At 65.2% G+C, this 26680-nt stretch carries 23 protein-coding genes; 19 read left to right on the top strand and 4 right to left on the bottom strand.

The genetic code is table 11. The features are described 5' to 3' along the window. Nucleotides 1-7: 7 nt before the first annotated feature. The 4 genes from HK108_RS08010 (at nt 8) to HK108_RS07995 (ending at nt 3580) form a co-directional block, all read left to right on the top strand. Nucleotides 8-751, top strand: a complete 744-nt coding sequence (locus HK108_RS08010) for an alpha/beta fold hydrolase (protein WP_181271101.1) — start codon at nt 8-10, stop codon at nt 749-751. Next, on the top strand, nt 748-2232 hold the full coding sequence (locus tag HK108_RS08005) for an aldehyde dehydrogenase (RefSeq protein ID WP_258233288.1): 1485 nt from the start codon (nt 748-750) through the stop codon (nt 2230-2232). Before HK108_RS08010 ends, HK108_RS08005 begins: the two co-directional genes overlap by 4 nt. A 4-nt stretch (nt 2233-2236) precedes the next feature. Then, nucleotides 2237-2458 carry a tautomerase family protein gene (locus tag HK108_RS08000; protein WP_139467772.1) on the top strand — a complete coding sequence of 74 codons (222 nt, stop codon included), beginning with the start codon at nt 2237-2239 and terminating at the stop codon, nt 2456-2458. Nucleotides 2459-2533: 75 nt separating this feature from the next. After that, nucleotides 2534-3580 (top strand): LLM class flavin-dependent oxidoreductase, encoded by a 1047-nt coding sequence (locus HK108_RS07995; protein ID WP_181271100.1) that lies wholly within the window; start codon nt 2534-2536, stop codon nt 3578-3580. A gap of 124 nt (nt 3581-3704) precedes the next feature. Here the strand turns inward: HK108_RS07995 and HK108_RS07990 are convergent, their stop codons facing one another. From HK108_RS07990 to HK108_RS07980, 3 genes are all read right to left on the bottom strand, one after another. Next, the gene (locus tag HK108_RS07990; protein ID WP_172172886.1) at nt 3705-4385 is read right to left on the bottom strand and encodes a GntR family transcriptional regulator; all 681 of its coding nucleotides are present in this window, start codon (nt 4383-4385) and stop codon (nt 3705-3707) included. Between the two features lie 312 nt (nt 4386-4697). Further along, nucleotides 4698-5912 (bottom strand): formaldehyde dehydrogenase, glutathione-independent, encoded by a 1215-nt coding sequence (gene fdhA / locus HK108_RS07985; RefSeq protein ID WP_139906550.1) that lies wholly within the window; start codon nt 5910-5912, stop codon nt 4698-4700. 171 nt (nt 5913-6083) lie between these two features. Beyond that, on the bottom strand, nt 6084-7016 hold the full coding sequence (locus tag HK108_RS07980; RefSeq protein ID WP_181271099.1) for a LysR family transcriptional regulator: 933 nt from the start codon (nt 7014-7016) through the stop codon (nt 6084-6086). Between the two features lie 262 nt (nt 7017-7278). On the opposite strand from HK108_RS07980, the gene HK108_RS07975 reads away from it, so the two are divergent. From HK108_RS07975 to HK108_RS07960, 4 genes are all read left to right on the top strand, one after another. Then, nucleotides 7279-8499: an aromatic ring-hydroxylating oxygenase subunit alpha gene (locus HK108_RS07975; protein WP_229664036.1), complete on the top strand. Its 1221-nt coding sequence runs from the start codon at nt 7279-7281 to the stop codon at nt 8497-8499. Further along, complete coding sequence (locus tag HK108_RS07970) at nt 8496-10010, top strand: flavin reductase family protein (protein ID WP_181271098.1); 1515 nt, start codon at nt 8496-8498, stop codon at nt 10008-10010. The genes HK108_RS07975 and HK108_RS07970 overlap by 4 nt, the downstream gene beginning before the upstream one ends. Before the next feature lie 47 nt (nt 10011-10057). After that, nucleotides 10058-11410 carry an MFS transporter gene (locus HK108_RS07965; protein ID WP_181271097.1) on the top strand — a complete coding sequence of 451 codons (1353 nt, stop codon included), beginning with the start codon at nt 10058-10060 and terminating at the stop codon, nt 11408-11410. A gap of 62 nt (nt 11411-11472) precedes the next feature. Further along, a complete protein-coding gene (locus HK108_RS07960) occupies nt 11473-14031 on the top strand; it encodes a GcvT family protein (protein WP_181271096.1) in 2559 nt (852 codons plus the stop codon). A 132-nt stretch (nt 14032-14163) separates the two neighbouring features. Here the strand turns inward: HK108_RS07960 and HK108_RS07955 are convergent, their stop codons facing one another. Next, complete coding sequence (locus HK108_RS07955; protein WP_139467781.1) at nt 14164-14757, bottom strand: TetR/AcrR family transcriptional regulator; 594 nt, start codon at nt 14755-14757, stop codon at nt 14164-14166. Between the two features lie 173 nt (nt 14758-14930). Here HK108_RS07955 and HK108_RS07950 point away from each other — a divergent pair, with 173 nt between their 5' ends. From HK108_RS07950 to HK108_RS07900, 11 genes are all read left to right on the top strand, one after another. Beyond that, nucleotides 14931-15869: a hypothetical protein gene (locus tag HK108_RS07950; protein WP_181271095.1), complete on the top strand. Its 939-nt coding sequence runs from the start codon at nt 14931-14933 to the stop codon at nt 15867-15869. Then, complete coding sequence (locus HK108_RS07945; protein ID WP_181271228.1) at nt 15869-17152, top strand: MFS transporter; 1284 nt, start codon at nt 15869-15871, stop codon at nt 17150-17152. The genes HK108_RS07950 and HK108_RS07945 overlap by 1 nt, the downstream gene beginning before the upstream one ends. 4 nt (nt 17153-17156) lie before the next feature. Continuing rightward, complete coding sequence (locus tag HK108_RS07940) at nt 17157-17498, top strand: DUF1330 domain-containing protein (protein ID WP_181271094.1); 342 nt, start codon at nt 17157-17159, stop codon at nt 17496-17498. Between the two features lie 304 nt (nt 17499-17802). Then, a complete protein-coding gene (locus HK108_RS07935; RefSeq protein ID WP_181271093.1) occupies nt 17803-18639 on the top strand; it encodes an alpha/beta fold hydrolase in 837 nt (278 codons plus the stop codon). Nucleotides 18640-18794: 155 nt separating this feature from the next. After that, on the top strand, nt 18795-19958 hold the full coding sequence (locus HK108_RS07930) for a thiolase domain-containing protein (protein WP_181271092.1): 1164 nt from the start codon (nt 18795-18797) through the stop codon (nt 19956-19958). Continuing rightward, on the top strand, nt 19958-21598 hold the full coding sequence (locus HK108_RS07925) for an AMP-binding protein (RefSeq protein ID WP_181271091.1): 1641 nt from the start codon (nt 19958-19960) through the stop codon (nt 21596-21598). Before HK108_RS07930 ends, HK108_RS07925 begins: the two co-directional genes overlap by 1 nt. Further along, nucleotides 21595-22500, top strand: a complete 906-nt coding sequence (locus HK108_RS07920) for an SDR family NAD(P)-dependent oxidoreductase (RefSeq protein ID WP_219922262.1) — start codon at nt 21595-21597, stop codon at nt 22498-22500. Before HK108_RS07925 ends, HK108_RS07920 begins: the two co-directional genes overlap by 4 nt. An 81-nt stretch (nt 22501-22581) precedes the next feature. After that, nucleotides 22582-23622, top strand: coding sequence for a DctP family TRAP transporter solute-binding subunit (locus HK108_RS07915; RefSeq protein WP_258233287.1), 1041 nt, complete (start codon nt 22582-22584; stop codon nt 23620-23622). Between the two features lies 1 nt (nt 23623). Continuing rightward, nucleotides 23624-24178, top strand: a complete 555-nt coding sequence (locus HK108_RS07910; protein ID WP_181271090.1) for a TRAP transporter small permease — start codon at nt 23624-23626, stop codon at nt 24176-24178. Further along, a complete protein-coding gene (locus tag HK108_RS07905) occupies nt 24175-25719 on the top strand; it encodes a TRAP transporter large permease (RefSeq protein ID WP_181271089.1) in 1545 nt (514 codons plus the stop codon). The genes HK108_RS07910 and HK108_RS07905 overlap by 4 nt, the downstream gene beginning before the upstream one ends. 127 nt (nt 25720-25846) lie before the next feature. Next, a complete protein-coding gene (locus HK108_RS07900; RefSeq protein ID WP_181271088.1) occupies nt 25847-26614 on the top strand; it encodes an SDR family NAD(P)-dependent oxidoreductase in 768 nt (255 codons plus the stop codon). The last annotated feature ends 66 nt before the right edge of the window (nt 26615-26680 follow it).

The following is a 26680-nucleotide window of genomic DNA, read 5'->3' as shown; positions in this document are numbered from 1 at the left end:
ACGGACGATGCCGACAGACGATGAAGTCCCGGTCGTGCTGCTCCACGGGGTCGGTCTCGACCGCACGGTATGGTCACGGGTCGAAGCACTGCTGTCCAGGACCGCCTCGGCGATCGACCTGCCCGGACACGGTGCGCAGCCGCCGCTGACCGGCCCCACGGACCTGGCGGCGATGGCATCTGATGTGCTCGCACGGATGCCGGCCGGTCAAGTGCACCTCGTGGGGTTCTCCCTCGGCTCGCTCGTCGCCCAGCAGATCGCGATCGAGGAGCCGACGCGCGTGCGCAGCCTCACCTGCGTGAGTTCCGTGTGCGCTCGCACGCAGGAGGAATCTGCTGCAGTGCAGGGGCGACTCGAAGGAGCGGAGTCGGACTTCCGCGGCAGCATGGAACGAGCACTCGACCGATGGTTCCCGGAAGATGAGGGAGATTCCGAAACGCTGCGGGACGAGACGCGGCCTGTGCTTCTGGCCAACGACCCCGATTCCTACCGCCACGCCTATGCCGTCTTCGCGGCGGGCGACCGGGAGCTCGAATCGAAGCTGAATGCGATCAGCTCACCGACCTTGGCGATCACCGGCGAACTCGACCCGGGATCGACTCCGGAGATGAGCGAGAGGATCGCGAACCGGATTCCGGACACACGGGTCGCGATCGTCTCCGGCGCACGCCACATGCTGCCCGTCACCCACCCTGAGGTGCTCACCGATCACCTCCGCGCCCTGACCAACCACACAGAAGGGAGTCGATGATGACTACGCGACTCGACCATTTCATCGGAGGGGAGCACCGCGCACCCGCCGACGGGGAATACCTCGAGAGCACGAACCCTGCGACCCTTGAGACGCTCTACAGCTTCGCTCGCGGCACAGGCGCCGATATCGCACAGGCAGTCGAGGCCGCGCAGCGAGCCTTCGACTCCACCGCTTGGCAACGGACCACGCCGACGCAGCGAGGGCACCTGCTGCGCCGATTCGGCGACCTCATCGGGCAGAACGCCGAGGAGCTCGCCCGTTTCGAGAGTCAGGACAACGGCAAGCTCCTGCGCGAGATGAAGGGGCAGCTGCAGGGCCTGCCCGAATACCTCTACTACTATGCGGGACTGGCCGATAAGGTGCAGGGATCGCAGATCCCGACGAATTCGCCCGAAGTCATCAATTTCACTCAGCGGGAGGCGCTCGGCGTCGTCGGACTCATCACGCCGTGGAATTCGCCGATGACCTTGACGATCTCGAAGCTCGCACCGGCGCTGGCGGCGGGGAACACCACGGTCATCAAGCCGAGCGAATACACCTCGCGAACGATTCTGCGCCTGGCCGAACTTGCGGACGAGGCCGGTTTCCCCGCCGGCGCCGTCAACGTCGTCACCGGCCTCGGCGCCGAGGCGGGACAGGCCCTCGTCGACGCACCGCAGCTGGCGAAGATCTCATTCACCGGCTCGACCCGGACGGGTTCGGCCATCGCCAAGTCCGCGGCCGGCCGCTTCATCGGATCGACGCTCGAATTGGGTGGAAAGTCTCCGAACATCGTCTTCGACGATGCGAACGTGTCCAATGCGGCGATGGGCGTCATCGCCGGCATCTTCGCCGCAGCCGGACAGACCTGCATCGCCGGGTCTCGAGTCTTCGTCCAGCGCGGGGTCTACGACGAACTCCTCGAAAAGGTCACCGCTCGGGCGGCATCGATCGTCATCGGCGATCCCATGGCCGAGGACACCGAGCTCGGACCGCTCGCCTTCGCGGCTCAGCGGGACAAGGTCGAGGAGTACGTCCGCCTCGGCGAGGGAGAAGGCGGACAGATCGCCTACGGCGGCAATCGTCCCGATGTCGGTCTGCCCGGGTACTTCTTCGAGCCGACCGTGCTCACGGAGACGACGAACGATATGCGCATCTGCCAGGAGGAGATCTTCGGGCCGGTTGCCGCGATCATGCCCTTCGACACCGAGGAGGAGGTCCTCGGGCTGGCCAACGACACCGAATACGGACTGGCTGCCGGGGTGTGGACGCAGAACCTCGCCCGCGGGATGCGGATGTCGCAGCGCCTCGATACTGGCACCGTGTGGATCAACATGTATCGGGCGATGTCGCCGATGTCTCCTCGGCAGGGTTTCAAGAACTCCGGGGTCGGGGTCGAACACGGTCTCGAGTCGATGCACGAATACACCAGGCTCAAGAGCGTATGGATCAACACCGACGAAGGGCCGGTCGCAGATCCCTTCGTGCTGGGCAGGTGAGATCATGCCGCTCATCGATATCTCGATCGCGAGAGGCCGCACTCCCGAACAGCTGCGTGCCCTCATCGCCGGAGTTCATGAAGTTGCCGCATCCACGACGGGAGCCGCCGACGAGAACATCACCGTGATCGTCCGCGAAGTAGAGAAGGACCTCTGGTCGCGGACGAACACGACGATCACCGAACGCGAGAGTGCCGCGGCCGGTGTTCGGGAGACCGACGGTTGAATACCGCCACGGCGATCACACATCACTGAAGAACATGTCGGAGGCACGGAGGCCTCCGCTGGGAAAGGAACCATCATGCGCTTTTCACTCTTCCTGCACATGGAACGCTGGGACGACTCGGTCAGCCCTCAAGAGCATTGGAAGAACCTCGTCGAGCTCGTCAAGATCGCCGAAGCCGGAGGTTTCGGCACTGTCTGGATCGGTGAGCACCATTCGATGGAGTACGTATCCTCGCCGAGCCCGATGCCGCAGCTGGCCTACTTGGCCGCCGAGACGTCGACGATCCGGTTGGGGTCGGGCACGATCATCGCCCCGTTCTGGCACCCGATCCGAGCTGCCGGCGAGGTGGCTCTGCTCGATGTGCTCAGCGGCGGTCGGGCCGAGGTCGGCATCGCCCGCGGTGCCTACCAGTTTGAGTTCAACCGTCTGGCCGATGGTATGCCGGCAGCCGACGGTGGTGAATATCTGCGTGAACTCGTTCCGGCGATGAAGGAACTGCTCCAAGGTGACTACGCCCATGAGGGCAAGCATTGGCAGTTCCCCGTCTCGACGGCCGTGCCGAAGCCGGTGCAGAACCCGACTCCTCCGATCTGGCTGGCCGCCCGCAGCCCCGAGACTCATGACTTCGCCGTCGCCAACGGCTGCAACGTCCAGGTCACGCCGCTGATGAAGGACGACCGTGAGGTCGAAGACCTGATGAACAAATTCAACACCGCGGTCGCCGCCCATCCCGAGGTCGAAAAGCGCCCCGAGATCATGGTGCTGCGCCACACCTACGTCCACTCCCCGGAGGAGCCGGACGGTTGGAAGGTGGGTGCCGCCGGGGTGAACAAGTACTACCGGACGTTCTCGTCGTGGGCCTTCGGGAAGAAGGACCCCGTCGACGGATTCCTCGATCCGACCCCGGAGGAGAACTTCGCCGACCGCCCCGAATTCGAGCTCGAGTCGCTGCACAAGTCAGCGATGATCGGCACCCCGGCGGAGGTGACCGAACGCATCCGCCACTACGAGGACCTCGGCTACGACGAGTACAGCTTCTGGTCGGACAACGCGCTCAGCCATGATGAGAAGAAGGCGTCCCTGCAGCTCTTCATCGACGAGGTGGTTCCGAACTTCCAGTGAGGTGACCAGTTCGCCTGACGGCGTACGCCAACGGGGCCGGGAAACATAGAGTTTCCCGGCCCCGCTGGCGTGCGTCAGAGGTGGCGACGGCTCAGCATCAGGTGGTCCGGCCGTTTTCTGGAAGTCAGGAGTCGCGCTCGAGAGACAGGGTGGTGCGTGTCTGTGGAACGAGGAGTTCCTGGGTCGAGGCGAACACGTGCGCACGCATCGTCGTTTCGGCGCCGAACGGGTCCTTGTCCTGGATCATCGTGAGAATCTGGCGGTGCTCTCGGCTCGAGTCCACTGCCCTGCCCGGATGGTTGAGAGTTTTGCGCACGAGTCTGAAGTAAGCGAGCTGATTCATCAGGCGCGAGTACTGTTCGACGAGTTTGTTGTTGTCCGCTCCGTCGACGAGGGTCTGGTGGAAGTCCTGAACCTGCGAAGCGTAGGTGTCTGTGTCGCCTGCGTTCGACGACACCTCTGATGCTGCGACGATCTCTTCGAGCTGGTCGAGTTCCGGGCAGGGCCCGCGGCGAGCCATCAGGGCGGCGGCCAGGCCTTCGAGGACCTCCTTGAGCTGGAAGAGCTCGACGATCTCGCGTCGGTTCGGCTCGCGGATGAAGGTGCCGACCTTTGGGCGGATTTCGATGAGGCCCTCGAGCTGGAGCTGCTTGAGGACCTCTCGGATCGGGGTTCGGCTGACATCGAACTCCTGTGCGAGGGAGACCTCGGAGAGCGGATTGCCCGGTTCCAGTTCGCCGCTGGTGATCTTCGACCGGATACGCTCGAGAAGCGTGGGTGGCGGGGAATCGGGAGAATTCTGCATAGCCCGATGCTATGTTGCATGCATCAAAAGGGTCAAGGCGAATGTGGTCTATCCTCGCGCTTGGCCGCAATGGCAATGTTTTCTTTGGCTGCGACCTAGGCTCGAGTGCATCTACACACGACCGCGTGGCAAATTCTGCCATGCAAGATACGTCACTTGGGTGCTCTCATTTCGGTCCATGGGGCACAAAACAGTGGTCGCAATCGGATACTCAGGAGGTCGTCCTGAAAGTATCCGATTGCGACCACTTCTCACCGCTTCACCCGGCTTTCGGCCATGAGAAGCTCGGGCTCAGCGTGAGGTCTGAGAGCCTCAGGCGGAGATGAGGCCGTGCGGGTCGAGGACGAACTTCTTCGCGACACCGGAGTCGAAGTCGGCGTAGCCCTGCGGGGCATCCTCGAGGCGGATCGGGGTCGCATTGACGTTCTTCGCGATCGAGACCTTGTCGTGCAGGATCGCCTGCATCAGCCCCCGGTTGTACTTCATCACCGGGCACTGGCCGGTCACGAACACATGCGACTTCGCGAAGCCGAGTCCGAACCGCATCGACAGCGACCCTTCCTTCGCCGCCTCATCGGGCGCGCCCGGATCGCCGGTGACGTAGAGGCCGGGAATGCCGAGGCTGCCGCCGGCTCGGGTGATGTCCATGAGCGAGTTGAGCACCGTTGCCGGCGCCTCGTGGCTGGCGTCCTTGCCGTGTCCGCGCGCCTCGAAGCCGACGGCGTCGATTCCGCAGTCGACCTCGGGCTCGCCGAGGATCTGCGCGATCTGGTCCTTCGGGTCGCCCTTGGACACGTCGACCGTCTCGCACCCGAATCCGCGGGCCTGAGCCAGTCGATCCTCGTTGAGATCGCCGACGATGACGCAGGCCGCGCCGAGCAGAAGCGCCGAGGTGGCCGCGGCGATTCCGACCGGACCCGCACCTGCGACGTAGACCGTCGAACCCACCCCGACACCGGCGCTGACGGCGCCGTGGAACCCGGTGGGGAAGATGTCGGAGAGCATCGTGAGGTCGAGGATCTTCTCCATCGCCTGATCCTTGTCCGGGAACTTCAGGACGTTCCAGTCGGCATAGGGCACGAGCACGTACTCGGCCTGACCGCCGACCCAGCCGCCCATATCGACATAGCCATAGGCCGAGCCCGGACGATCGGGATTGACGTTGAGGCAGATGCCGGTCTTGCCTTCCTTGCAGTTGCGGCAGCGACCGCACGAGATGTTGAACGGCACCGACACGAGATCGCCGACCTTGACGAATTCGACGTCTCGGCCCACCTCGACGACCTCACCGGTGATCTCGTGTCCGAGCACGAGACCCTCCGGGGCAGTCGTACGGCCCCGGACCATGTGCTGGTCGGAGCCGCAGATGTTCGTCGCCACCGTCTTGAGGATGACACCGTGATCGACCTTGCGGCCGATATTGGCGGGATTGACTCCAGGCCCGTCCTTGAGGACGAATTCCGGGTACTCGGTGTCGATTACCTCGACCTTCCCGGGACCTGCATAGCTGATTGCCTTATTGCTCATCGTTGAGCCTCCATGGGTGCGAAAGCGTGGGAATTCGATATGCGAGTGCGACGAACGGGAGCTCGTCGACAGCTCTGACATATCAGTCTGACATCAGACTTAGATGCAGTCTCGCCGTCGTGAGAGAGCTCTGTCAAGCCCCCGTGTCGGTGGCCGGGCAGAGGTGCCGTTTCAGGAGTCTTCGCGCAGGCGCGTCGAGAGGATGTACTGGGAGGTCGTGCGCAGATGTTGAAGGGAATCCCTGATCAGCGGGGATCTGCGACTGCCGGCGCGGACAGCGGCGATGATCTTCCGGCTCAGTCTCCCGGTACCCGTCAGCCGCACCCGGCTGACGTTGTCCTCTCCGGCGAGGCTGGCCAGCCTCGGCAGCAGGCTCACTCCGACCCCGGCGCCGACCAGGGCCGCCGACGTCTCCCACTCCGCGGACTCGTGCGCGACCGTCGGCGTCACTCCCGCGGCGGTGAACGCGGCGATGAAGAGCGAATGATAGGGCGAGCCAGGGCCGGCCGTGATCCAATCCTCACCGGCGAGCTCGCTGAGAGTCACCGACTCCCTGCCCGCCGCAGGGTGGCCTGAAGGCACCATGACGTCGAGGGGATCGTCGAGGAGGTCGATGCTCTCGAAGCGGGGATCCTCCTCGACCTGGACATTGCCCTGCATCGAGACGATGACGGCGAGGTCGATGCGCTCGGCGACGAGGAGCTCGAAGCAGCGAGTCGGAGTCGCCTCGATCACGTGGACGCGGACCTTCGGCCGTGAAGCCCGCAGGTTCGCCGCCAAGGGCGCGAGCAGGTTCGAGGATGCGGTCGAGAAGCCCCCGATTCCGAAGTGAGTGGGGGCCTGATCCCCGGCCCCGAGCGCGCCGGCGCGGATGTCCTCCCATGCGGCGGTCAGTTCGTCGGAGCGGCGGACGAGGTAGCGCCCCGTCGCAGTCAGTCGCAGGCCGCGGCCGTCCTTGACGAGAAGGGTCATGTCCAGGGTCTGCTGCAGCTCTCTGAGCTGGCCGGAGACCGCCGATGCGGAGTAGCCGGTGAGCTCGGCGGTGGCGGCGATGGTGCCGCAGGCGGCGAAGGTGCGCAGTGTCGTCAGGCGCGGATCGATCATGCGCACAATTATGCAGTGAATCCGCAGAATATGTAACGAAATCTCGCGCTTTTTCTGCAGGGAGTTCCTCGCTAGTGTGACTGTCGAGATCGTTCCGGCAGCACACGGTCTCCGCGGTCTCCGCCGAGGATTTCGCCCCTTCCATCGGTGGGCCGCTGCAGGCAGACATCAAGGGAGATGAGCATTGACAGCTACTAACCTGGCACCGACGAAGAAGGGCTTCCCTGCGGGATTCACCGAGGAGAAGCTCGACGAGACCCGAATCCGACTCGACACCCGTCGGACAGGCTTCTCGCTCGAAGCTCCGTTCTACACGGATCCCAACCTCTTCAATCTCGATATGCAGGCCATCTTCGGTCAGCATTGGGTCTTCGCGTGCAGCGTCGCCGAGATCCCCGAGCCGGGTGACTATGTCACGCTCGACTACGGTCCGTACTCCCTCATCGTCCTGCACAACGACGACGGCGGCGTCAACGTCCTCCACAACGTCTGCCGCCACCGCGGGGCACGAGTCCTCACCGATGCGCAGGGAACGACGGGCAACCTCGTCTGCGGCTACCACTCGTGGACGTACTCCCCCGAGGGCGACCTCATCCACGCCTCGGCGCCGGGGGAGATGACCTTCGACAAGTCCTGCTACGCACTCAAACGCGCGCACGGGAAGATCGCCGCCGGACTCGTGTTCATCTGCCTGGCCGAAGAGCCGCCGACGGACTTCCACGAGACCGCGAAGATCTTCGAACCTTATATCGCCCCTCATGAGCTGGCGAAGACGAAAGTCGCCTATCAGCAGAACATCGTCGAAGAGGGCAACTGGAAGCTCGTGATGGAGAACAACCGCGAGTGCTACCACTGCGACGGCCACCCGGAGCTCGCGTGCTCGCTGTTCCCGACCTGGGGCCTGACCGATGAGACGATCCCGCCCCACCTCGAAGACGTCTGGGACCGCAACCAGCAGGCGCAGGCCTCCCTCGAATACCGCTGCCGCCGCTACGGCCTGCCCTATGAAGTCGTCGAAGAACTCGACACCCGGGTCGGCGGCATCCGCATTTCCCGCGAATCGCTCGACGGAGCGGGGGAGTCCTTCTCGGCAGACGGGCGCCGGCTGTCGAAGAAGCTGCTCGGCGATCTGCCGGACTTCCGCCTCGGCCGCTGCTCGATGCATCTGCAGCCGAACTCCTGGTTCCACCTCCTCGGCGATCACGTCATCACCTTCGCGGCATTCCCGATCAGTGCCTCGAAGACCCTCGTGCGCACCACTTGGCTCGTCGCCGACGATGCCGTCGAAGGCGTCGACTATGACCTTGAGACCCTCACTCACACATGGAAGCAGACCAACCTGCAGGACAAGGCCTTCGTCGAACTCTGCCAGCAGGGAGCGGCGAGTCCGTTCTATGAGCAGGGTCCGTATATGAAGAGCGAATACCAGGTCGAAGCCTTCATCAACTGGTACGTGCAGCGGATGCGGGAGCACGTCGGATGAGATCCTCCGCTGTGCCCGCGCTGCCGCTGGCCCAGCGGGTGCGCGGACTGGAGATGCCCTGGAACCGCGTGCTCTCGAGCGCCTCGGGGCCGGCCGGAGCCGCCACCGCGCTGGGTCCGTGGCACCCGCAGGAATTCGCCGCCGAATGTGTGGAGACCATCCCCGAGGCGGGAGGGATGATGGTCTTCGTCTTCCGTCGCATGGACGGGGCGCCCCTGGCGTTCCGGTCGGGGCAGTACATCAACATCGACTTCCCCATCGACGGACCGAATGCCGAGCCGGTGTCGCGCAGCTATTCGATCTCCTCGGCCCCGACCGAGCCGTGGACGTTCTCGATCACGATCAAACGCGACCCCAAGGGCAAGGTGTCGCCCTGGGCGCATGACAATATCCGCCCCGGCACCGTCCTCGACATGCTCGGCCCTGTCGGTGCGTTCCACCTCGCCGATTATGACCGGCGAGCACGGTTCCTGCTGCTCGCTGCCGGAGCCGGGATCACCCCGCTGATGTCGATGATCCGCACCGTCCACTCGCTGCCCGGCCAGGCCGATGTCGTCCTCCTCTACCACGGAGCCGCCCCCGACTCCTTCGCCTTCTCCGAGGAACTCGACTTCCTCGCGAACGTGGATTTCCGGATCAAGGTCATCTACTGCCTCGGCGATCGGGAATGCGGCGACGAATGGGAAGGGCGGACGGGACGGCTGTCGACGTCGCTGCTCGAGGAGCTCGTGCCCGACGCCAACGGTCGGCAGGTCTTCGCCTGCGGCCCGGAGGGATACCTCAACTCCGCGACCGAACTGCTGCGCGAAGTCGGCGTCGACGACACCTCGGTGTTCATGGAGTTCTTCTCCGGCGATCGTGAGATCCGTGCCGAATACGCCGAGGAAGTCGCCATCGCCGGCGAGATCGCTGAGGAGATCGCGGCGACGACCGAGGAGTACTTCGAGTCCCAGCCGGCCGCGCTCGATATGTACGAACCCGAGTACGACGCCGACGGACCGGTCGAGGCGGTCGGCGCACCGACCGAAGCCGTCGACGCCGAGGCGGTCGTGCCGGTCGAGGACGAGGTCGAGATCGAGGTCGTCGGGGTCACCGATGAGAACCTCGCCGAGATGGGGCCCGGATCTGAGTCCGACGCTGGGCCCGCGGTCCCGGCTGAGGATGGGGCGGCCGCCTCGGCGGGGGGATCGGGCGACGATGACGAAATCGCCGTCGTCGACCCGGCCGCACTGCCTACTGTGGGGCAGGGTGAGCACACAATGTCGTTTGTGCGCACCGGCCTCAACGTCTGCGTTGGGGAGGACGAAACGGTCCTCCAAGCCGCGCGGAAGGCGGGGGTGAAGATCCCCGCGAACTGTCAGGAGGGCATGTGCGGATCCTGCAAGGTCGTCAAGCTCGACGGCGATGTCGAGATGAACCATCTGGGCGGAATCCGCGCCAGAGAGATCGACGCGGGGAAGTTCCTGCCGTGCTGCTCGACGGCGAAGACCGACCTCGTCATCGACGCCTGAACCGGGCGCTGACTACCATATTCGTTCGGTGAGTCGAAGGAGACCACATGACACAGCAGAAGGACATCGACGGCATCGAGCCGGTCCGTCGTGATGCTTTCGCGCAGCGGACCGATGCCGGGCGGATCTCGATCGATGAGGCCCCGCTCAACCGGCTCGTGCTCCTCGTCGCGGTTGCGGCCTTCGGTGGGATCTTCATCGACGGCTACATCCTCGGCGTCATCGGCGGTGCCGTCGCTCCGGCGGCCGCGGAGCTGGGGCTGTCGGCATTAGGGCAGGGACTGATCGCGGCAAGTGCGCTCATCGGGATCTTCGTCTCCGGTCTGTTCTTCGGGCGGATCGCCGACCGCTATGGGCGCAAGCGGGTGTTCTTCTGGAACCTCGTCGGCTTCGTCGTCGTCTCGCTGGCCCAGCTCTTCGTCGTCGGCACGTGGGACCTCGTGGCCATGCGGCTGCTGCTGGGCCTGCTCATCGGCGTCGAATACGCGGTCGGCACCGCTCTGCTGGCCGAATTCACCCCGCGCCGCCACCGCAGCGTTCTGCTCGGGTCGATCGCGGCGTTCTGGTTCATCGGGTTCATCTCGGCATTCGTCGTCGCCCACGCCTGGGACGCGGATTCGTGGCGAATGCTCCTGGCCAGCAGCGCGGTGCCGGCCCTGGTCGTGCTCATCCTGCGCATGGCCCTGCCCGAATCGCCGAGGTGGCTGCAGGCACAGGGACGCACGACCGAGGCGCAGGCGATCGTCTCCGCCCACTATGGCCCGCAGTACGGACTGCCTCCGGCGCCGACCGAGGTTGTCAAAACCCGCCTGCGTGACTTCTTCCGCGAGAACGACGTTCGCACGGTGATCTACTCCGGACTGTTCTGGTTCTGCCAGGTCGGTCCGCTGTTCGCGATCTTCACGTTCATCGTGCCGGTGCTCGAGGACCTCGGACTCAACAGCGGATTCTCCACGGATCTGCTCATGAACGGGCTCCAGCTCCTCGGTGCCGGCGTGGGATTGTGGCTGCTGTGGCTGCTGCCCCGACGCACGTTCGTCAATTGGACCTTCGCGCTCATGGTGGTCCTGCTCGTCTTCCTCGGCGGCTGGACTGAGCTGCCGTCATTGGTCGTGCTCATCGTCTTCGGCGCTTTCGTCCTCATCATCACGGCGTCGAACAGCATCCAGTATGTCTATCCGCCGGAGATGTTCACCACCCGGTTCCGCAGCACCGGCGTCGGCTACGCCGCGGCATTCAGCCGAGTCGGTGCTGCCGGAGCCACCTACCTCTTCCCGGTCACGCTCGAACACCTGGGTGTCTCGAGCACCCTGCTCATCGCGGCGATCTTCCCTCTGGTCGGGTTCATCGCTTCGCTCTTCTGGGCACCGGAAACCAAATACTCCGCATTGGACGACTGAGCCCCGCTCCGGCGTCTGCTGCGACAACTGCCTCTACCACCGTCAATAACAAGGAGTACTCAGTGCCGATCTCATCACCACGAGTCGTCATCATCGGAGCCGGCATCGTCGGCGCCAACCTCGCCGACGAACTCGCGCAGCTGGGCTGGACCAACACCCTCGTCATCGAACAGGGCCCGCTGAACATCCCGGGCGGCTCGACCTCGCACGCACCGGGACTCGTCTTCTCCTCGAACGCGTCGAAGTCGATGACCGAATTCGCGCAGTACACGATCGAGAAGCTTACCTCGCTCAAGGACGCCGACGGGCGCGGATCGTTCCTGCCCGTCGGAGGCCTCGAGATCGCCACCACCGAGGATCGGCTGCAGGACCTGCACCGTCGAGCCGGATGGAACCGCTCCTACGGCGTCGAAGCCGACGTCATCGACGCCGACGAATGCGCGAAGCTCTTCCCAATGCTCAACCGGGACATGGTCCACGGCGGTCTGCTCACCCCGGGTGACGGCCTCGCATTGGCGGCGAAAGGCACTCAGATCGTCATCGATCGTGCCCGTGCCGCAGGGGTCGAATTCCGTGATCGCACAACGGTGACCGATATCGAGACCACAGGCGCTCGCGTCAGCGCTGTGATCTGCGGCGATGACCGGATTCCTGCCGATATCGTCGTCTCCTGCGCCGGATTCTGGGGACCCAAGATCGGTGAGATGGTCGGTACTCCGATCCCGCTGCTGCCGCTGGGCCACCAGTTCGCCTGGACCACCGAGGTGCCCTCGCTCATCGGGAAGAATGAGTTGCCGGCGGGTGCGCAGGCTCCGATCCTGCGCTACCAGGACAAGGACCTGTACTACCGCGAATGGGGTGAGCGGATCGGCATCGGCTCCTACGCGCACCGGCCCATGCCCGTCGACCTCGACACGCTGCAGACCTACTCACCCGATGAGATCACCAGCGAACGGATGCCCTCGAGCCTCGAGTTCACCCCGGACGACTTCGCCCCCGAATGGGAGGCGACGAAGACACTGCTGCCCGAACTCGCTCAGACTCAGATCCAGCGCGGCTTCAACGGCATCTTCTCATTCACCCCGGACGGCGGTTCGCTGGTCGGACAGTCCCGTCAGGTCGACGGATTCTTCGTCGCCGAGGCGGTGTGGGTGACCCATGGCGCCGGCATCGCCCGCGCTGTGGCCGAGCTCATCGCCGAAGGACGGTCGAAGACCGATCTGTCAGGCATCGACCTCAACCGTTTCGAGGATGTGCAGACATCAGCGGACTACGTCAGCGAGACCTCCCAGCAGAACTTCGTCGAGATCTACGACATCATCCACCCTCTGCAACCACGAGTCTCCCCGCGTGACCTGCGCTCGAGCCCGTTCCGGAGGCAGCAGGAGGAACTCGGTGCGTTCTTCCTCGAGACCTCCGGCTGGGAGCGGCCGCACTGGTTCGACGCGAACGCGAAGCTGCTCGAGGAAATGCCGTCCGAGTGGGCGGCACCGGAACGGGACGCCTGGGCGGATCAGTTCCATTCGCCCATCGCCGCAGCCGAAGCGTGGAAGACGCGCACCTCGGTGGCGATGTTCGACATGACCCAGCTCAAACGCTTCGAGGTCACCGGCCCCGGTGCCGGCGAACTGCTGCACGGGATGACCACTTCGTCGATGCTGCGCAAACCGGGAGCGGTCAGCTACACGTTGCTGCTCGACGAAGCCGGCGGCATCACGAGCGACATCACGGTCGCGATCCTCGACGAGGAGACCTACCAGGTGGGAGCGAACTCGAACATCGACCTCGCGGCCATCTCGCGGGCGGCCAAGCATCAGTCGGCCGCCGACCCGTCCAAGTGGGTGACCGTGCGCGAGACGACTCCCGGCACCTGCTGTATTGGTCTCTGGGGCCCGCTGGCCAGGGATGTCATCGCCAAGGTCACCGATGAGGACTTCAGCGATGCCGGACTCAAGTACTTCCGCACGAAGCCGGCGGTGCTCGGCGGTGTGCCGGTTACCGCGATGCGCCTGTCCTATGTCGGCGAACTCGGCTGGGAGATCTACACTTCGGCGGATCTCGGGTCGCGACTGTGGGACGTGCTGTGGGAAGCCGGTGAGGAATTCGGCATCATCGCCGGAGGCCGCGAAGCCTTCAACTCGATGCGGCTGGAGAAGGGGTTCAGGTCCTTCGGCACCGACATGACCAGCGAACACGAACCGGTTCAGGCCGGACTCGGATTCGCCGTGAAGGCGTCGAAGACCGACGACTTCACCGGCAAGGCCGCGCTGGAGTCGAGGGCCGCAGCCGCGACGACGAAACTGACCTGCCTCACCCTCGACGTGCCCTCTGACGTGGTGCTCGGCAAAGAGCCGGTGTACGTGGTCGGTGGGTCGGGTGTCGCGGACGGCGAGACCGCCTCGGCGAAGTCGGACGGATCGGACGGATCGGGAGTCGCGGACGGCTACGTCACCTCGGCGGCTTACGGATACACGATCGGGAAGTCGATCGCCTACGCCTGGCTGCCGAACACTCTGGCGGTTGGTGACGCTGTGCAGATCGAATATCTCGGCCGCCGCCTGCCGGCCACAGTCACCGCCGAGCCGCTCTTCGACCCGGAGATGACTCGCCTCAAAGGGTGATGCCGGGCGGCTCGAATTCTCAGCGAGGAGTCGCCGCCGGACTTCATCGAAAAGCGCATGGAGCGTCGAGACACGGGGGTACACACCCGTTTCTCGACGCTCCATGAGTTTCTCGGCGGGAAGGTTCAGCGCTCAGTGGTCGGCTGAGGGGTCCAACGAGGCGATCGCGGCGATGCCTGCGGCGATCGGCTGGTCGAGCCAGGCGGGGATCTCGCCGCCGATGAAGCCGCGCACCATGCCGTACGGGGTGTCTCGGCAGGCCAGGGCGACGAGCTGCAAGCTGCGAGGGGTGACTTCGCCGAACCGGCGTCGCGTGAGTTCGGAGATATGAGCGACCACGGGATCGTTGAGTCCTGTGAGGTCATCGAGCAGTCCCTTGGGCGGGTCGGCGAGCAATTCTGAGTGCCGGTAGAGGGTGAGAGTCCGGGCCTCGTCGGGATTCTCTCGACAGAACCGGGGGATGAGCAGGCCGGTCTCGACGATCGCCTCGAGCGGGTCATCGACATCCGTGATCGCTGCAAACGTGTCGTGGAATCGGTGCACGCACCGGATCCAGGCAGAAGCGAACAGCGACTCCCGAGTCGGGAAGCGGTGGTAGATCGAACCCGACGGTGCACCGAGCTCATGCGTCACATCGGCCACTGTGGCGGCATGGCCGCGTCGGCCGACAGCGCTGATGGCCGCCGAGAGAATATCGTCCCGCGAATAGAGTGCGCGTTTCGCCATGCTTGTCACGTCCTCTCGCTCCAGGTGTTCGGATCAGTCCGGGGAATCGGAGAATCTGGTCCGAAGGGTTGACCGTGGGGCCACCGTACCTCAAACTAGAGACTAGCATCTAGAGAACGTCCTCTAATTCGGGAGTCGCCGTGACGAACGCACGGATATCAGCACCTGCACCTGTGACATCGCTGCAGCGCGCCGCCATCATCACGGCGATCGTCGCGGTTCTGCCGTATATCGTCTTCAAGATCCTGTGGCTGAGCGGTTCGTCGGTCGGTTCGACCACGTCGGCCGGAGGCGAGGGAATGCTTGCGCCGCGCTTTCTCATCGGTAACACCATCACTCTCGCGATGATGGTGGTGGGCGTGGTCTTCGTGGTGGCGCTGACACGACCATGGGCGCGACGCATTCCGGCACCCGTGGTGTTCGTGCTCGGCGCCGGATCGGCCGGGCTCCTCGGCCCGATACTGCTGGGACTGCCGCCGGGCATTCTCATTCAGGCGCTCATCGAAGGAGAGGTGCGACTGGCCGAACAGGGAATGCATCCCTGGGTGTTCGGGCTCGTCTACGCAGGATTCTGCGCTCTGGGCGTGGCGATGGCGATCGTCGTCGGAGCCTATGTGATCCGGCGCTGGGGCGATCTTCTGAACACTCCGCCCCCGGCACCGTCGCCGACCATGATCGTCTGCGGTGCGCTCGGTATCCTGCCCTTCAGCTGTGCCATGGCCTTCTGGGCGATTGCGGGACCGGGAAGCACCGGTCCCCAGGGAATGGAGCAGCCGGCACAGCGGATGGTGTTGGCTATGACCGCGCTGTTGGGGTTCCTCTGCCTGCTGTGTCCGATGTTCTCGCGCTATCTCGGGAGATGGCCGCGCGCGGCGTGGCTGGTGACCTGGACCGGGTGCTGCGTTGTGGCTCTCCAAGGGCCGACGCAGATTCTTCTCGCTCAGGGCGGAGAGATTGCGCCGGTGGTCGTCGGGATCGCTGCCCTCGCGACTCCGGGCGCCAGCCTCTTCGGTCTCGCTGTGCTGAGAACCCACCTGCGCAGGCTGGGCCGGACTCACGTGCCGTCTAGCCGGGACCGGCCCCGGCTCGGTGGTGCGGATCGGTCAGCGTGATGCCGCCCTGGCTCTTCGTCCTGCTCGCAGTCTCGTTCGTCCTCTATACGGACGACTATGTCATCGCCGGAATTCTGCCCGAGATCGCAGCCGACCTCGGGGTGACCGAAGGTCAGGCCGGTCAGCTCGTCACGGCATTCTCGGCGACCGTAGCCGTGGTCGCGCCGGTGGCAGCTGTCGCGCTCGCCCGGGTCCCGCCACGGCGGCTGTTCCTTGTCGCGCTCATCATCTTCGTGGGAGCAAACCTCGGCGCGGTGGGAACCTCGTACTTCGGTGTGCTGATGGGGCTGAGAGTGGTGGCGGCCGCGGCGACAGCCAGCGCCACCCCGGCCATCTTCGCGTTCGCTGCGTCCCATGCGCCGACGGAGAAGACCGGCCGCTACCTGGCGACCGTCTCCCTTGGGGTGACCGGATCAATCGCGCTCGGTGTCCCACTGGGGACGTGGATCGGCGGCGCATTCGGATGGCGGGCGACCTTTCTGGCCGTTGCCGTAGCCGGGATGCTCGCGCTCATCGGTGTCCTCTTCACTGTTCCCGGAAGCGGCCGCGGTGATCGTTCTCCTCGGCTGTCAGAACAGCTGCGCAGCCTCACGCGCACCCCGATCGCCGTGAGTCTCGCGGCGAACTGCCTGCTCATGGCCGGGACGATGATGGTCCTCACCTACCTGGCGCCCTATCTGAGTGCGACCGCCGGAGCGGGAGTCGAGGAACGGGGAGTGGCATTCGGGCTCTCCGGGTTCGCGGGCATGGCCGGAATCTGGCTCGGCGGTCAGGTCGCGGACCGATGGGGCCCGGGGCGAGCACTGTTCTTCGGGATCGGCGTCATCATCGCCGCCATGGTCGCAATGTGGGCGATGTGGGCTGTCCGGCCAGTGCCCATCTGGCTCGTGCTCATCGTCACGACAGTGTGGGGCGGAATGGCCTTCTGGAACTCACCCGCGATACAGATGCGCCTGCACAGACTTGCCGGGCCCCTCGCCGGACAGGCGCTGGCGCTCAACACTTCTGGGACCTACCTGGGTATCGCATTCGGGGCCGCCGCCGGCGGGTTCGTGCTCACCGAGACGGGTCCCGGAGTCCTGCCGCTGACCGCGGCGGGATTCGGGCTGGCTGCTCTGTTTCTGTTAGAACTCGTCCGTCGGTCACCGCCGGCTGGACGGACGCGAGGCAGCGATGAGACGCCGCCTGCTGGCGAGGCGTCCCACGGCAGCAAATCCTCGAACCACGGAGATCAATCGCACCACCGCAACTCATCGAAGCACACAGAGAATACAGGAGAGTGACACCATGACCGCCTACGCGATCGCCCACCTGCAGCAGTTCGCGCCGCACCCCGAGGTCGCCGAGTACATCGACCGGATCGGTGAGACCTTCGAACCCTTCGGCGGACGGTTCCTCGTCCACGGCACCGCCCACGAGGTGATGGAAGGGCGGTGGCCGGGACACGTCGTCATGATCGCCTTCCCCGACGCTCGGCTCGCTCACGAATGGTGGGACTCACCGGCCTATCAGGACATCGCCCCACTGCGTTCGCGCCATATCGACACCGACATCGTCATCGTCGAGGGAGTGGCTGAGGGCTACGATCCGCGGACCACGGCTCAGGCCCTGCGCGACCAGCTCGGCTAGCCGCCGAGCTGGCGGGGCTTTATCGAAAAACGCACGGAGCGTCGAGAAACGGGTGTGCGCGCCCGTTTCTCGACGCTCCGCCCGTTTTTCGGCGGCTACGCCAGTGGTGGTGTTTAGAAGGCCGACACCAATGTTCCATATGGTGGATTTTCGTTGCCTCGCGGAACGTGAACGATGACGATAGCGAGACAGGGTCGAAATGAGGTCACAAAGGGGTCTTCTCTGCGTCGAGTTTCGTGCAATGGCGACTCATCGGGTCGGCTCTGCCTGTTCACCGGACCGGTGCTTTCTGAAGGAGCGTGCCATGCCTGTTTTCACCACCAATGACGGAGTGAACCTAACCTACCGCGACAGCGGAGGAGACGGAGTTCCGCTTGTCATGCTTCACGGCTGGGGCCAGACCCAGGCCATGTTCCGCAACCAGCTCGCCGGACTGGCGGAGAACCGTCGAGTCATCACGCTTGATCAGCGCGGTCACGGACTCTCTGAAAAGCCTCACCACGGCTACCGGATCGCGCGTCTCGCTCAGGATCTCAGCAATCTTCTGGATGACCTTGGACTCGAAGAGGTAGACCTTCTCGGCTGGTCGATGGGCGTCTCCGTGTCCTGGAGTTATATCGATCAGTACGGTACTGGACGGATTCGACGTTTCGTCGCTGTCGACCAGCCAGCTGCCGTCGCAGCGGTTCCGTGGCTGACTGAGGACGAACAACGCGAATGCGGTGCGATCTTCGGTGTTGACGGACTCCTCGAGCTGGGCAGTGCGCTCAACGGACCTGACAGTGAACAGGTGTGTGAGGACTTCGTGCGAGGAATGTTCTCCGGAGAACCCGATCCAGAGGTATGGAACTTCGTCGCCGAGGAGATCAAATCGTTCCCGTCCTATGCCGCGGTCCCACTGCTCTTCGACCATTGCGCTCAGGACTGGCGAGACGTCTTGCCCCACATTGATGTGCCCACTCTTGTACTCGGGTGCGATGGAAGCCACGTCAACCCCGATTCGCAACGTTATGTTGCCGCACAAATTCCCGACGCGCGCATTCACGTGTTCCCGGTCGAAGAGGCGAACTCGCATTTTCCCTTCCTGGAGAACCCACGGGCGTTCAACGGGGTCGTTGAGGAGTTCCTCGTCGCGAAGTGACTCACACCGGACCACGGCTCAGGCCCTGCGCGACCAGCTCGGCTAGACGACACCAATGTTCCATATGGTGGATTTTCTTTGACCAGCTGGTGGGACCGGGAAAGTATGAGAGGACAGTGCTCGTTCCGCAGAGCCCGGTACCCGAAGGAGTGTCCATGTCCTCACCTGCGATCATCGGCTGGTCCCACGGCAAGTTCGGACGATCCGAATCACCGCTGCCCCAGATGATGGCCGACGTCGCCCGCGACGCCATCGCCGAGGCGGGACTGGAACCGGCCGACATCGACGTCATCCACGTCGGCGTCTTCAACAACGGACTCTCCCGCCAAGGCTTCGAAGCCGCACTGCCGGGGACCGTGTTCCCCGAACTCGCGCGCACACCTGCCCACCGCCACGAGAACGCCTGCGCCACCGGGTCCGCCGCGATCTTCGCAGCCCACGACTCCATCGCCGCCGGCCGCCATAAGACCGCCCTGGTCATCGGCGCCGAACGCATGACCCACGCATCAGGCCACGACGTCAACGAAGTCCTGCTCAGCGCCAGCTTCCGGGAAGAGGAAGAGCACTTTAAGTCCTTCGCCGGAGTCTTCGGCGAGATCGCCCGCCAGTACTTCGACCGCTACGGCGACCACTCGGAGACGCTGGCCAAGATCGCCGCGAAGAACCACGCCAACGGATCGCACAATCCGCTGGCGCACATGCAGAAGGACCTCGGCTTCGAGTTCTGCAACACCGTGAGCGAGAAGAACCCGTACGTCGCCGAACCCCTGCGCCGCACCGACTGCTCGATGGTCTCCGACGGGGCCGTGGCCCTGGTCCTGGCCGCCGAGGATGTCGCCGCCTCCGCATCGCAGGCCGTGACCTGGAGAGGCATGGGCAACGCCAACGACGTCCTGCCGCTGTCCCAACGCGACCCGCTCGAGATGGCCGGCGCCCGCGCCGCCATGGAGCAGGCGCTCACAGCTGCCGGCATCGGCATCGACGACCTCGACTTCCTCGAGACTCACGACTGCTTCACCATCGCCGAGCTCCTCGAATACGAAGCCTTCGGACTCGCCGCCCCCGGGCAAGGCCACACCCTGCTCGACGACGGTGCCACCGAGGTCGGCGGCCGCCTGCCCGTCAACCCCTCCGGCGGACTCAAAGCCAAGGGCCACCCCATCGGCGCCACCGGTGTGTCCATGCACGCCCTCGCCGCCGCCCAGCTGACCGGTCGCTCGCCCGGCATCCAGATCGAGACCCCGGAACTCGCCGGCGTCTTCAATATGGGCGGTGCCGCCGTGTCGAACTTCGCCTCCGTGCTCGAGCGCGTCCGCTGATGCGCGACATCTCCCAGACGTCCCCGGCCAAGGACTTCACGCCCACACCTCGGCGCGGGGTCAACGTCTCCCACTTCCTCACCCAGACCGCCCGCCGGATCCCCGACCGCCTCGCCGTCGTCGACGACGACCACGGGCAGCGGTGGACCTGGGCCGAACTCGACGCCCGCGCCGAAGCGCTCGCCGCTGCCCTGCAGACCGGTGGAGTCGACCGCCGCGACACCGTCCTCCTCGTCTCGGCCAACCACGCCGAGGTGATCCAATCTTTCTGGGGCATCCTGCGCTCCGGCGGTGTCATCGCCCCACCGAACGCGGCCCTGTCGACCGAGGAGCTGCTCGGCATCAGCGCCGAAGTCGTCCCCGCCGCCGTCATCGCCGACCGCGCCCACGCCGACTACGTCACCGCTCTCAAAGACACCGGCTTCACCGGCCCCGTCTTCTGGATCGGCGACCTGCCTACGGCGCAGGCGGCAGCCGCACCGGCAGAATCCGTCGACTCGGCAGTCGACGAGGACGACCCCTGCTGGTACTTCTTCACCTCCGGGTCGACCGGGCGACCCAAGGCTGCGACTTTCACGCACCGCCACCTCGGCGCTGTGCTCATGAATCACCGCTGCGACCTCTTCCCCAACGAGGACGAGACGGGGGCGTCCCTCGTGCTCGCGCCGCTGTCGCACGGGGCGGGCATCCACATGCTCGGGCAGGTCTTCGGCGGCACCCCGTCGATCATCCACCCCGGTGGCAAGCCCAGCGTGGACTCCCTGTGGCCGGCCATCGACGCCTACGGGATCACGAACGCCTTCACCGTCCCGACCATTCTCAACCGCATCGCCGCCGGCTACCCAGAAGGCCGCGGACCCGAGGACCACACCCTCGAGCGGGTCATCTACGCCGGAGCCCCGATGCTCGCGACCGACCAAGCCCGGGCACTCGAGAGGCTCGGACCGTGCCTCGTCCAGTACTTCGGACTCGCCGAGGTGACCGGAGCGATCACGATCCTCCGCCCCGAGGACCACGGAGCCATCCCCGTCGACGACGCCGGCATCGGCACCTGCGGCCGAGCCCGCACTGGAGCCGAGATCGTCATCGTCGACGAGACCGGCGCGCAGCTGCTCGCTGGTGAGCAGGGCGAAGTCTGTGTGGCCGGACCGACCGTGTGCGCCGGCTACCTTGGCCGCCCCGATGCGAATGCCGAATCCTTCGCCGGAGGGCTCTTCCACACCGGCGATGTCGGCTACCTCGACGAACGCGGGTACCTCTTCCTCACCGGCCGCAAGTCCGATATGTACATCTCCGGCGGTTCGAACGTCTACCCCCGCGAGATCGAGGAGCTCCTCCTCACCGACACCGAGGTGGCCCAGGCCGTCGTTGTGGGCGTGCCCGACCCGCAGTGGGGCGAGATCGGCGTGGCCGTCATCGAACGCGCGCCGTCGACCGGGAACGACGGTGCCGGTGGCGTCGATGCCGATGCGGAGGACCTGGCCGAACGGCTGACCGCGCTGTGCAAGTCGGGGCTGGCGAAATACAAGGTGCCCAAGGAGATCCACTTCGTCGAGACCATGCCGGTCACCGCCTACGGCAAACTCGCGCGCAAGGAACTCAAGGCCGAATACTCCCAAGGACGGGGCAGCGCACGATGAACACGACAGAGACGGCAGCCGTGTCAGTGCCGACAGGTAGGTTAGTCGGCACGACGATCATGGCCATCGGCTGCGGCACTCCGGACGGGAAGGTGAACAACGGCTTCGCTGCGGCGATCGGATTCCTTCGCGAGGGAGCGAAGGTCTGCATCGTCGACCGTGACCCGAGGGCGCTTGACGAAGCGACGCGGGCCCTCGCCGAGGCGGCCGCCCGGGCCGACTCGAACGGTGCGGACACAACTGGGCCGGGCCACCTCGGCGGGGTCGACCTCGACTCTCAGCTGACCACGGTTGTCGCCGATGTCGGCGACGAAGACTCCCTGGCCGCGGCGTTCGCGCACTGCGCCGACCGCCTCGGTGGACCGACCGTGCTCCACTACAACGTCGGTATCGTCGTCAACGGGGGAGTCGACGAACTCGACACCGACGGCTTCCGACGTGCCCTCGATATCAACCTCACCGGGGCGTTCTCCTCGATCAAGCATGCTCTGCCGCATATGCGTGCGGCCGGGCACGGGTCGATCATCACGGTGTCCTCGGTCGGCGGCATGCGCTACATGGGGTATGACTATCCGGCGTATGCGGCGTCGAAGGCCGGACTCATCGAACTGACGAAGGTCGTCGGCGCGCAGTACGCCTCCGAAGGCATCCGCGCGAACTCGATCGCCCCGGGCCTCATCGAGACCCCGCTCATCCACCGCTCGATCTCGGGCCACTACGGCTCGGTCGAGGAGATGCTCGCCGCTCGGCATGCGCAGTCGCCGACGGGGAAGATGGGTCGGCCCGAGGACGTAGCGGACCTCGCGGTGTTCCTCGCATCATGCGAATCGGCTTACATCAACTCCACTCTCATCCCCGTGGATGGGGGACTGACCCATTACGCGGGGATGCCGAAGCGATGACGCGGACGGCGGCGGTCGCCTCGGCGAGGGCCTGACCCCACTGAACTCAACGACAGTGACATAACGGAAATCAAGGAGGCAATGGTGCCGAGAATACGGACGACGAGGACCATGCTCGTCTGGTCCGCCGTACTGATGGTGTGCGCCCTGCTGCTGGCAGGGTGCGGAACGAACTTCGGCACCACCGACGACGGAAAGCAGCGCTACCGGTGGAAGATGACGGTGACGACCGGATCGACCTCGACGTGGTACCTCGCGGCGGAGAAATTCGCGAAGGACCTCGACGAGGAGACCGACGGACGGATCACCATGAAGGTCTTCGCCAACGAACGGCTGTCGGCCGGTGAGGCCACGGCCGGAGTCGAACAGCTCATGGACGGGGCGAAGGACTTCTCCTACAACTCGCCGATCATCTACGCCGGCGTCGACCCGCGCTTCGGTGCCGTCACCGCCCCCTTCGTCTTCGACTCCGTCGAGGACGGTCAGAAGGCGCTCGCCGGAAAAGGCGGGGACGTCTACGGCGACTACCTCGCCGAACGCGGAGTGCACCTGCTCGGCTTCGGCGAATCCGGAATGCGGCAGCTGACGAACACGCATCGGCCCATCCACACGCCCGAAGACATGAAGGGCATGAAGTTCCGCATCCCCGGCTTCGGCATGTACACCGACCTCTACCGCGGACTCGGCGCGAACCCGACGACGATGCCCTTCGGCGAGGTCTTCACCGCCCTGCAGCAAGGTGCAATCGACGGGCAGGAGAACCCGATCGACGTCATCTATTCGGCGAATCTGCAGGAGGTCCAGCCGTACCTGACGCTGTGGAACTACTCCTACGACCCGCTCGTCCTCGGCATCAACAAGGACCTCTATGACTCACTGACTCCGGAGGACCAGAAGCTCGTGAGCCGCCTGGCCGGCGAGGCCAACGACTTCCAGATCAAGAAGAACCGGGACGGCGAGGAGAAGCTCATCGCCGAACTCGCCGACTCCGGCATGGAGATCAACGAACTCAGCGACGAAGAGAAGGACGCCTTCCGCGCCAAGCTGGGTCCGATCTACAGCGAATACCGCAAGGTCTGGGGGCCAGACATGTCCCAGGCGTTCATCCCGAAAGGACTGTGAGATGAGAGTCATCAGATTCTTCGAGGACTGGGTCGTCATCGCCTCGTTCATGGTGATCGTCCTCGTCACCTTCGTCAACGTCCTCTCCCGCTACATCTTCAAGGCCTCACTTGCCTTCTCCGAGGAGATCACCATCAACCTCCTCGTCGTGCTCACGATGATGGGAGCCGTCGTCGGGATCCGCCTCGGCGCGCATCTCGGGTTCACCTACCTGGTGGAGAACGCGAAGGGAAGTGTCCGTCGGGCACTGCTCATCATCGGCACCACCCTCATCGTCGTCTTCCTCGCCGTCCTCCTCATCTGGGGCGGCGAGATGACGATCGCGCAGGGGCTGCGCGGACGGGCGACGCCGTCGCTGGGGATCCCGCAATGGCTGTTCACTCTGTCGATTCCCTTGGCCGGTCTGCTCGGAATCTTCCGCAGCCTCCAGGCTCTGCGGACGGCACTGCATGAGGACACCTCCGCCGAGGCGGTCGTCGAGCGGCTCGCCAGCGAAGCCGCCCCGACCATCGACTCGTCCGAATTCTCAACCGACTCCGAAGGAGGCCGGAAATGATCGCGCTTCTGCTCTTCGGCAGCTTCTTCCTCTTCCTCGGCCTCGGGATCCCCGTCGCCTTCGCCCTCGGCCTCTCCGCCGTCGTCACCCTGATGACCACCGACGGTGTGCAGGTCCTCGACGTCGTGCCCTCGGTGATGTTCCCGTCGATGAGTTCGGGCACGCTGCTGGCGATCCCGTTCTTCATCCTCGCCGGCATCGTCATGCAGTACACGGGCATCTCGCAGCGACTCGTCGACCTCGCGTTCCTCATCTTCGGGCGCCTGCGCCACGGCCTGGCCGCGGTGACGATCATCTCCGCGTTCTTCTTCTCCGCGATCTCCGGATCGGGACCGGCCACCGTGGCCGCGATCGGTGCGATCCTCATCCCCGCACTCGTCCGCAACGGGTACCAGAAGAAGCACGCGGTCTCCCTCGTCGCCGCGTCCGGTTCGATGGGCATCGTCGTGCCGCCGTCGATCGCGTTCATCATCTTCGCCGTCGTCGCCGCCGAGTTCGGCAAGATCTCGATCTCCCGACTGTTCATCGCCGGCATCGTGCCCGGCATCATCATGGCCGTTGCGTTCTTCATCGCAGCCCTGTTCGTCCCTAGGGTGCGTGAGCTCGCCGGTCTGCCGGTGAGAACGAAGCCCGACGCCGAGGCGGTCACGGGGTCGACGTCGATCGGAACGTCGGCGTCCGGTTCCGCCGGTGCTGACTCCGCCGGGAACGGCGGTTCGGGTGACAGCGCGGCAGGGAGCAAGACCCAGCTGCTGACGGCGAACGGGAAGGCCGCCTCGGCGAGTTCCGGGGTTTCCGGGACTTCGAGGTCGGTCGGGTCCGGGTCGGTCGGATCGGCGGATCCGACGGTCACGGTCAACCCCGAGGGCGGGTTCGGCGAGATCATGGCCGCACTGGTCAAGGCGATCCCGGGCCTGCTCATTCCGGTGATCATCCTCGGCGGGATCTACGGCGGAATCTTCACCCCCACCGAGGCGGGAGCCGTCGCATCCGTGTACGCGCTCATCGTCGGGGTGTTCGTCTACCGGGAGCTGAGTTGGAAGGACATGCCGAAGGTGTTCCTCGAGTCCGGGGTCTCGACCGCGGTCATCATGTTCATCGTCGGCGTGGCCAGCCTCTTCTCCTACGTCATCACCGTCGAGGGTGTGGCCGACCGGATCTCGGCGGCAGTGCTCGGCGTGACGGACAACAAGTACCTCATCCTCGCGGCGATCACGATCATCCTGCTCATCGTCGGCGCCTTCGTCGACGCGATCAGCGCGTTCTACCTGTTCATCCCGATCCTCGTGCCGATCCTCATCGGCGTGGGTGTGGACATGACGACGATCGGTGTGTTCATGACCGTCAACCTGGCGATCGGCCTGTTCACGCCGCCGGTCGGGCTCAACCTCTATGTGGGTGCGGGCATCGGAAAGGTCAAGCTCGAGGAGGTCGTGCGCGGGATCATGCCGTTCCTCATCTGCGCGATCATCGCCCTGCTGCTCATCACCTACATCCCGGCGATCTCGAACTGGCTGCCGGACCTGCTCGGGGTCGGATAGTCGGGGCTGTCGGCGTCGGCGCCTGCGAGCACTTGTGGGCGCCGTTCCGGCGTCGGCCCGGGCAGGTCCCGGCCGGACGGTCGGGCCGGGGAATTCACGCCTTACTCAACTCTGTCGAAGGAGAATCATGGAACCGTATCTGCTCACGAACAAGACGGCCCTGGTCACCGGTGCCGCGCAGGGCATCGGCCTGGCGATCGCCACTGCACTCGCCAGGCGGGGTGCCTCGGTCGGGATCGTCGATCTCAAGGGCGCCGAGGAGGCCGCCGCGTCGTTGGCTTCGGAGTACCCGGACCAGCGGTTCGCCGCGTTCTCCCTCGATGTCCGGGATGTCGCCGAGGTGATCGCTGCGGTCGGATCGTTCGTCGAGACGTTCGGGGGACTCGACATCCTCGTGAACAATGCGGGCACGGCCGCACGCATCGGCATCGACGAGATCACCGCCGAACAGTGGCAGCGCGACATCGAGACCAACCTCGGCGGGACGTTCAACTTCATCAAGGCCGCCGTCCACCCGCACATGATCGAGGCTGGAACGGGGTCGATCATCAACATCTCGTCGATCTCCGGCATCAACGGCGGAGCGGTCTCCGACGGGGAGGCCGGGGCCCGGTCGGGTCCGGCATATGCGGCGAGCAAGGGCGGGATCATCGCCCTGACGAAATGGGTGGCCAAGGAATACGGACGCCAGGGAATCCGCTGCAATTCGGTGGCCCCGGGCCCGGTCGAGTCCGCGCTCACCGCCGGTCAGGATTACGACACCTCGGGGCAGGCGCTTGACCGCATGGGCCAGCCCGATGAGATCGCCGAGGCGGTCGCCTACCTCGCTACCGACGGTGCCGCGTTCACGACCGGACAGATCCTGCGGGTTGATGGCGGGGCCGTGATGTCGTGAGCGTTTGAGTGTTCTGAGCTCGAGCGGACGATCCCCGCATCATCCTCAGGATGGTGCGGGGATCGT

The sequence above is a fragment of the Brevibacterium sediminis genome, from assembly GCF_013623905.1.
Taxonomy (GTDB): Bacteria; Actinomycetota; Actinomycetes; order Actinomycetales; family Brevibacteriaceae; genus Brevibacterium; species Brevibacterium sediminis.
Note: the sequence above shows the minus strand (reverse complement) of the source record. Positions and strands in the feature narration are given on the sequence as shown.

What these genes read in the sequence shown, in the direction of transcription:
- HK108_RS08010 (WP_181271101.1), top strand. Translation starts at nt 8, where the DNA reads ATGCCGACAGACGATGAAGTCCCGGTCGTGCTGCTCCACGGGGTCGGT.
- HK108_RS08005 (WP_258233288.1), top strand. Translation starts at nt 748, where the DNA reads ATGATGACTACGCGACTCGACCATTTCATCGGAGGGGAGCACCGCGCA.
- HK108_RS08000 (WP_139467772.1), top strand. Translation starts at nt 2,237, where the DNA reads ATGCCGCTCATCGATATCTCGATCGCGAGAGGCCGCACTCCCGAACAG.
- HK108_RS07995 (WP_181271100.1), top strand. Translation starts at nt 2,534, where the DNA reads ATGCGCTTTTCACTCTTCCTGCACATGGAACGCTGGGACGACTCGGTC.
- HK108_RS07990 (WP_172172886.1), bottom strand. Translation starts at nt 4,385, where the DNA reads ATGCAGAATTCTCCCGATTCCCCGCCACCCACGCTTCTCGAGCGTATC.
- fdhA (WP_139906550.1), bottom strand. Translation starts at nt 5,912, where the DNA reads ATGAGCAATAAGGCAATCAGCTATGCAGGTCCCGGGAAGGTCGAGGTA.
- HK108_RS07980 (WP_181271099.1), bottom strand. Translation starts at nt 7,016, where the DNA reads ATGATCGATCCGCGCCTGACGACACTGCGCACCTTCGCCGCCTGCGGC.
- HK108_RS07970 (WP_181271098.1), top strand. Translation starts at nt 8,496, where the DNA reads ATGAGATCCTCCGCTGTGCCCGCGCTGCCGCTGGCCCAGCGGGTGCGC.
- HK108_RS07965 (WP_181271097.1), top strand. Translation starts at nt 10,058, where the DNA reads ATGACACAGCAGAAGGACATCGACGGCATCGAGCCGGTCCGTCGTGAT.
- HK108_RS07955 (WP_139467781.1), bottom strand. Translation starts at nt 14,757, where the DNA reads ATGGCGAAACGCGCACTCTATTCGCGGGACGATATTCTCTCGGCGGCC.
- HK108_RS07945 (WP_181271228.1), top strand. Translation starts at nt 15,869, where the DNA reads ATGCCGCCCTGGCTCTTCGTCCTGCTCGCAGTCTCGTTCGTCCTCTAT.
- HK108_RS07940 (WP_181271094.1), top strand. Translation starts at nt 17,157, where the DNA reads ATGACCGCCTACGCGATCGCCCACCTGCAGCAGTTCGCGCCGCACCCC.
- HK108_RS07935 (WP_181271093.1), top strand. Translation starts at nt 17,803, where the DNA reads ATGCCTGTTTTCACCACCAATGACGGAGTGAACCTAACCTACCGCGAC.
- HK108_RS07930 (WP_181271092.1), top strand. Translation starts at nt 18,795, where the DNA reads ATGTCCTCACCTGCGATCATCGGCTGGTCCCACGGCAAGTTCGGACGA.
- HK108_RS07925 (WP_181271091.1), top strand. Translation starts at nt 19,958, where the DNA reads ATGCGCGACATCTCCCAGACGTCCCCGGCCAAGGACTTCACGCCCACA.
- HK108_RS07920 (WP_219922262.1), top strand. Translation starts at nt 21,595, where the DNA reads ATGAACACGACAGAGACGGCAGCCGTGTCAGTGCCGACAGGTAGGTTA.
- HK108_RS07915 (WP_258233287.1), top strand. Translation starts at nt 22,582, where the DNA reads ATGGTGCCGAGAATACGGACGACGAGGACCATGCTCGTCTGGTCCGCC.
- HK108_RS07910 (WP_181271090.1), top strand. Translation starts at nt 23,624, where the DNA reads ATGAGAGTCATCAGATTCTTCGAGGACTGGGTCGTCATCGCCTCGTTC.
- HK108_RS07905 (WP_181271089.1), top strand. Translation starts at nt 24,175, where the DNA reads ATGATCGCGCTTCTGCTCTTCGGCAGCTTCTTCCTCTTCCTCGGCCTC.
- HK108_RS07900 (WP_181271088.1), top strand. Translation starts at nt 25,847, where the DNA reads ATGGAACCGTATCTGCTCACGAACAAGACGGCCCTGGTCACCGGTGCC.